Annotated in this window: 6 protein-coding genes; 4 read left to right on the plus strand and 2 right to left on the minus strand. The window is 64.4% G+C overall.

Annotated features, from left to right (window positions below):
* Positions 1–87 precede the first annotated feature (87 nt).
* Positions 88–654, plus strand: a complete 567-nt coding sequence (gene yjjX, locus AC1DT2_RS14065) for an inosine/xanthosine triphosphatase (RefSeq protein ID WP_477296962.1) — start codon at positions 88–90, stop codon at positions 652–654.
* A gap of 143 nt (positions 655–797) precedes the next feature.
* Here the strand turns inward: yjjX and AC1DT2_RS14070 are convergent, their stop codons facing one another.
* On the minus strand, positions 798–1,544 hold the full coding sequence (locus AC1DT2_RS14070) for an SDR family oxidoreductase (protein ID WP_477296963.1): 747 nt from the start codon (positions 1,542–1,544) through the stop codon (positions 798–800).
* A gap of 220 nt (positions 1,545–1,764) precedes the next feature.
* On the opposite strand from AC1DT2_RS14070, the gene zwf reads away from it, so the two are divergent.
* Positions 1,765–3,252 carry a glucose-6-phosphate dehydrogenase gene (gene zwf / locus AC1DT2_RS14075; RefSeq protein ID WP_063572786.1) on the plus strand — a complete coding sequence of 496 codons (1,488 nt, stop codon included), beginning with the start codon at positions 1,765–1,767 and terminating at the stop codon, positions 3,250–3,252.
* Between the two features lie 17 nt (positions 3,253–3,269).
* Here zwf and AC1DT2_RS14080 read toward each other — a convergent pair whose 3' ends face one another.
* The gene (locus AC1DT2_RS14080; protein WP_477296965.1) at positions 3,270–4,676 is read right to left on the minus strand and encodes an aminotransferase-like domain-containing protein; all 1,407 of its coding nucleotides are present in this window, start codon (positions 4,674–4,676) and stop codon (positions 3,270–3,272) included.
* Between the two features lie 65 nt (positions 4,677–4,741).
* Here AC1DT2_RS14080 and cyoA point away from each other — a divergent pair, with 65 nt between their 5' ends.
* The gene (cyoA, locus tag AC1DT2_RS14085) at positions 4,742–5,707 is read left to right on the plus strand and encodes a ubiquinol oxidase subunit II (protein ID WP_477296966.1); all 966 of its coding nucleotides are present in this window, start codon (positions 4,742–4,744) and stop codon (positions 5,705–5,707) included.
* 5 nt (positions 5,708–5,712) lie between these two features.
* Positions 5,713–6,042: cbb3-type cytochrome c oxidase subunit I (locus AC1DT2_RS14090; protein WP_477296967.1), on the plus strand; the 330-nt coding region annotated here is incomplete at its 3' end.

The following is a 6,042-nucleotide window of genomic DNA, read 5'->3' on the forward strand; positions in this document are numbered from 1 at the left end:
GGCTGGAAGAGGTAGTCGGCGGTTTCCGGCTCTAAAGTGCTGGGTGCGGCTGGTAGTATCGCAGCCGTCCCCAACAGGTTTCCGTCGATGTCCGCCAACACCACGGCGCCGATCCGCGTACTCGTCGGTTCGCGCAACCCCGTCAAGATCGGCGCTGTGCGCAATGCACTGGCGCCGCTGTTTCCCGGCAGGCTATTGGAATGCGAGGGTATGCACGCACCCTCCGGCGTGCCCGACCAGCCGATGAACGCCGCAGAGACTCGTGAAGGTGCGGTCAACCGGATGAACTTCTGCCGGCAGCACGGAGACGCGGATTTCTACGTCGCCCTTGAGGGCGGCGTGGATGTGACCGAGGATGGCCCCGGCACGTTCGGCTATGTCGCGATAGCCAGCCAGGGCTATGTGTCGGTCGGCTGTAGCGCATGGTTGCCGCTGCCACCGGCCGTGTATGAAGCCTTGCTCGACGGCGAAGAACTCGGCCATGTCATGGACCGGTTGTTCGGCACGGTCAACATCAAGCAGCAGGGCGGGGCGATCGGCCTGGTCACCAACGGGCATGCGACGCGCGAAGGCGCGTATACGCAGGCCTTGGTGCTGGCGATGGCGCCGTTCCTGCACCCGGAGCTTTATGGGCTGGGGGATTCGGGGGATTGAGGTGGGTTGAGGAGGATTGAGGCGGAGAGCTTCGCCGATGAATCGGCTCCTACCGAGCAGGCACGGCCCAAGCAGGGCGCACCCCAAGCGGGGAACGACACCCCGCTCGGTAGGTGCCGATTCATCGGCGATGCTTTTGACGCTTAGCGCATGCCACCCGACGCGACGATCAGCTCGCCGGTCAGCCAGCCTGCGTCGTCCGAGGCAAGGAAGGTGRCGATCGGCGCGATGTCGCCTACCTGGCCAATGCGGCCAAGCGGGGTCTGGCCGGCGGCCCAGGCCTCGAAGTCCGAACCGATAAAGCCGGCCGTCTCGGTGCCTTCGGTCTGCACCATGCCCGGGTTGACCGAGTTCACACGGATGCCGCGCGGACCCAGTTCGCGGGAAAGCACGCCGGTGATAGCGTCGACGGCGCCCTTGGTACCCGTGTAGACGGCGCTCTCGGCGGGCGTGATGCGAGTCACGGCCGAACCGATGTTGATGATGCTGCCGCCCTTGCCGAGGTGCTTCGAAGCCGCCTGGCTGACCTGGATCACGCCGAGCACGTTGACGTTGAAGGTGCGGTGGAACAGTTCTTCGGTCGTCGTGTCGATCGAGGCGAACTCGTAGACGCCCGAGTTGTTCACAAGGATGTCCAGACGGCCAAAGTGTTCGATGGCGGCATTGACGATGCCCTCGGCATCTTTCTGCTTGGACACGTCGCCACCGACGGCGACGGCCTTGCCACCCGCGGCCTGGATCTCGGCGACGACCTTGTCGGCACCGGCCTTGCTCGAGGCGTAGTTGACGACGACGGCGGCGCCCTCGGCAGCCAGCGACTTGGCAATGGCGGCGCCGATGCCCTTGGAAGCGCCCGTGACGACCGCGACTTTCTCTTTCAGCTTGCTCATGGTTCGGTGTTCCCTGGTGGTTGGATGAAATAGCTCCAACCATGCATGGGGACGCCATGTCACCACCTGTCATACGTGGCCGGTCATAACACTTATGCCGCCCACGCAAGATTCATTTAGATCGAGGCACTTGAAAGGGCGCTGCGGCACCGCATCATTCATCCGTCCCGTGACGGCGAGTGCGCCGCCCCATCTCCAGCCTCCCCGGAAATCTTTCGCCATGACCGCTTCAACCCAGCTCGAACCCGTCGCTTCCTTCGATTACGTGATCTTCGGTGCCACCGGCGATCTCACCATGCGCAAGCTGCTGCCCGCGCTGTACCGCCGTTTCGCCGAAGGCCAGATCACCGCGGACTCGCGTATCGTCGGCACGGCGCGTTCGCCGCTGGATGATGAGACCTACCGTGAACGCGCCCGCAAGGCGTTGAGTGAACATGTCCGCGCCGACGAGTTGATCGACGCGACGGTAAACCGGTTCCTCCGCCTGGTTCACTATGTAAGCCTCAATGGCGCGGAATCGACCGGTAACTGGGACGGCCTGAAGAGCCTTCTCGAGTCCAACGCCAGCGCCGATCGCGTCCGCGTGTTCTACCTGGCGACCGCGCCGGATCTCTACGGCGACATCGCCCGGAATGTCTCCGAGAAGGGCCTGCGCAGTGAGACCTCGCGCATCGTGCTGGAGAAGCCGATCGGCACCGACCTGGACACCGCGCGCAAGGTCAACGAGAACGTCGGCCGCTACTTCCCGGAAAACAGCATCTTCCGCATCGACCATTACCTGGGTAAGGAAGCGGTGCAGAACATCATCGCACTCCGCTTCGCCAACCCGATGCTCGAGCGCATGTGGGACCGCGAGTCGATCGACTACGTGCAGATCACCGCCGCGGAGACCGTAGGCCTCGAGGGTCGCGGCGGCTACTACGACGGCTCTGGCGCCCTGCGCGACATGATCCAGAACCACCTGCTCCAGGTGCTGACCGTGGTGGCCATGGAGCGCCCGGGCTCGCTCGATGCCGACGCCCTGCGCGACGAGAAGGTGCGCGTGTTGAAGTCGCTCAAGCCGCTCGATCGCAACAACCTGCGCGCCAATGTCGCTCGTGGCCAGTACGTGCAGGGCACGGCCGGCGGCAAGTCGGTGCCCGCATATCGTGAGGAGCTGCCGGGCGAGACCGAGAGCAACACGGAAACCTTCGTTGCGCTCAAGGCGGAGATCGATAACGAGCGTTGGCAGGGCGTGCCGTTCTATCTGCGCTCGGGCAAGCGCATGCCGGAGAAGGTAACCGAGGTGGTGGTGCAGTTCCGCGCGGGTGAGCCCGGTCTGTTCGGTGAGGCGCGTCCGGGCAGTCGTCTTGTCATCCGGGTGCAGCCGAACGAGAGCGTCACCCTGCCGCTGTTCGTCAAGCACCCGGGCAACAGCTTCGGCCTGGACGAAGTCGATGCGCTATCGAAGCTCGGTCAGCCGGAACGGATTCGTTACCGCGACTCGTATGAGGGCCTGATGCTCGATGCGGTCAAGGGTAGCCCGGCGTTGTTCGTGCGCAAGGACGAAACCGAAGCCGCCTGGCAGTGGGTCACGCCGATCCTCGAGGGCTGGAGCCAGGATACGAAGGGTCCGGACAGCTATGAGGCGGGCACGTGGGGTCCGGAGTCGGCGCGCGAGCTTCTGCAGCAGGCGGGGCATGTGTGGGTTGAGGATATCGCTGCCTGACGGGTTCATGTAATCGGCTAAATAACGACCGAATCAGCGCCCTCATCACCGCTCTCCATCAACTGCATCAGTCGATCGAGCCCTTGTTTCAGACGCACGCGATCTTTCACGCCGCCTAGTGAAATGCGGATCGCCTGCTCCTGCGGGGCGCCATACGAGAACGCATCCGACGGTGTGACAGCGAGGCCTTCCAGGCGCGCTGTCATCGTCAGCGCACGTGCCGTCCACCGTCCCGGCAGTGGTAGCCAGAGATGAATGCCTTCGGCGGCGGGGGCTTCCGCACCAGTGAGCAGGTTCGCCGGGCGGAGTATCCGCGCCGCCATGGACTGCCGCTCGCCTGCTTCGGCACGCACGCCATCGAGCAAGGTCGCAGCCGTGCCGTCGTGAATCCATTGGGTCGCCAGTGACGTCATGACCGGCGTCGACATCAGGGTTACCGCGCGCAGGCTGCCCAGGAACGCCGAGCGCGACGAGGCATCCGGCGTCACGACGTAAGCGGTGCGCAGGCCGGGCGTCAACGCTTTCGACAGGGTGGCGATGTAACAGGTCCGCTCCGGCGCGAGGCGTGCGATCGGTGGCGGCGCCGCCCGGCACAAAGGCCAATAGGGGTCATCTTCGATGATGCGCAGGTCGCGCTTTCGCGCTACCGCGACGAGCTGTTCGCGGCGTGTCGCAGGCATGCTCGTCGCCGTCGGATTGCGCAGGGTAGGGTTGAGATAGATGACGCGTGCCTTATGCGCGAGGGTCGCCTGGTCAAGGGCATCGGGAAGCATGCCCTCGGCGTCGCTTTCCACGGCAACGAGTCGTCGGCCCAGATGCGCGGCGGCGCTGATCATGCCCGGGTACAACACCGGTTCGGTCAGTACGGTGTCGCCGGCATCGCTCAGGGCCAGAAGCAGCCCCGCAAGGGCCGCCTGTGCGCCGGGGCAGGTCACGACGCGCGCGTTCTCCAGCCGTCCCAGCATCGGGGCGAGCCACGCGACGCCGGCGGCGCGATCGACATCACTGCCACCGCCTGGGTGGTAGCTCATCAACAGGTGCGAATCGGTATGGGTCAGTACCTGGTCCACGCCGCGCTTGAGCAAGGCGGTGAGATCCACGCCCTGGGGCGGGGGCGGGATATTCATGCCAAGGTCCACGACCTGGGCGGTATCGAACCGTGGCGCGGAGACGAAGGTTCCCATGGCGCCGTTGGCGTGCAGCAATTTGCGTTGGCGGGCTTCCGCGTACGCCCGGGTCACCGTGGTCAGGTCCATGCCGAGTGCCGTGGCCAGCTGGCGTTGGGGCGGAAGGCGATCCCCCGGCCGCAGCCGTCCGTCGGTGATGGCCCTTTCCATGAAGCGAACCACCTGCAGGTAGCGCGGGCCCTCTTCGTCGAGCGCCGCCGCCCAGTCGAGCCCTTGTATGGAGGTTGTCCGCGTCACAATGCCACCGATGTATGGATATTGTAGATGCATAGTATGCGATGCATCCCTTTATGGATGCATACATGTTTGCGTCGCTGCTCCACCGAACCCACCGGCCCGCGCTGCGCCTTGCCGCCGTAGGCAGCGCGCTGCTCCTTCAGGGCTGCCGTCTCGCCCTGTTCAATCCCAAAGGCGACATCGGCAACCAGGAACGTCACCTCATCCTGCTTTCGACGGGCCTGATGTTGCTCGTGGTGATTCCGGTGATCGCGCTGACCCTGTACTTCTTCTGGCGATACCGCGCGACGAACACCGAGGCTACCTATGCGCCTGAGTGGTCGCACTCCACGACGATCGAGGTGGTCGTGTGGACCATTCCGTGCGTGATCGTCGCCGTGCTCGCCGTGCTGATCTGGCGGAGCACGCACGCCCTCGATCCGTACAAAGCGCTCGCTTCGGACCGCCCGCCCGTGAAGGTCGAGGTGGTCGCGCTCAACTGGAAGTGGCTTTTCATCTATCCCGACTACGGCATTGCGACGGTGAACGAACTGGTCATCCCGGCGCACACGCCGATCGAGTTCCACCTGACCGCCGACTCGTTGATGAACTCGTTTTTCATTCCACGCCTCGGTAGCCAGGTCTACGCGATGGCCGGCATGGAAACGCGGCTTCACCTGATCGCTGATGAGGTGGGTACGTATGCGGGCCGGTCGTCAGCGTTTAGCGGTGCCGGCTTCTCGGGCATGCGCTTCGACACGATCGCCGTGAACGATGCGGACTTCGCGGACTGGATCAAGCGCACGCGTACGTCGTCGCCAGCGCTGACTGCCGATGGCTACCGCGCACTCACCGCACCCAGCGAGCATGAGCCAGCGCGGAAGTTCGGCAAGGTCGAACCTGGCTTGTTCGAACACGTGGTCGACCAATACATGCCGAAGGCCGCCGGTGGCGAAATCTGCGGCCCGTCTGACACCGTGGCCCGCATTCCCTCCGTACTCGATCCGCAGCATGCGGAAACGCTTCCCTTAACGTCGCCGGCGAAGGACTGAACACGATGTTCGGCAAACTCGATCTATCCGCCATCCCGTTCCACGAGCCCATCATCATGGGTACCCTGGTTATCGTGATGCTCGGTGGCGCGGCCCTGCTCGCCGCCGTGACTTACTATCGCAAGTGGACCTATCTCTGGCGCGAGTGGCTGACGTCGGTCGACCACAAGCGCATCGGGGTGATGTACATCATCCTGGCGCTGGTCATGCTTCTTCGCGGCTTCGCCGACGCGCTGATGATGCGCGCGCAGCAAGCGATCGCTGCCAACGGCTCCGCAGGCTATTTGCCACCTCACCATTACGACCAGATCTTCACTGCCCACGGCGTGATCATG

It is taken from the genome of Luteibacter sp. P4_E6, assembly GCF_056401535.1.

Excerpts from the sequence above, each read along its gene's own strand:
- yjjX (WP_477296962.1), top strand. The coding sequence starts at position 88 with ATGTCCGCCAACACCACGGCGCCGATCCGCGTACTCGTCGGTTCGCGC.
- cyoA (WP_477296966.1), top strand. The coding sequence starts at position 4,742 with ATGTTTGCGTCGCTGCTCCACCGAACCCACCGGCCCGCGCTGCGCCTT.
- zwf (WP_063572786.1), top strand. The coding sequence starts at position 1,765 with ATGACCGCTTCAACCCAGCTCGAACCCGTCGCTTCCTTCGATTACGTG.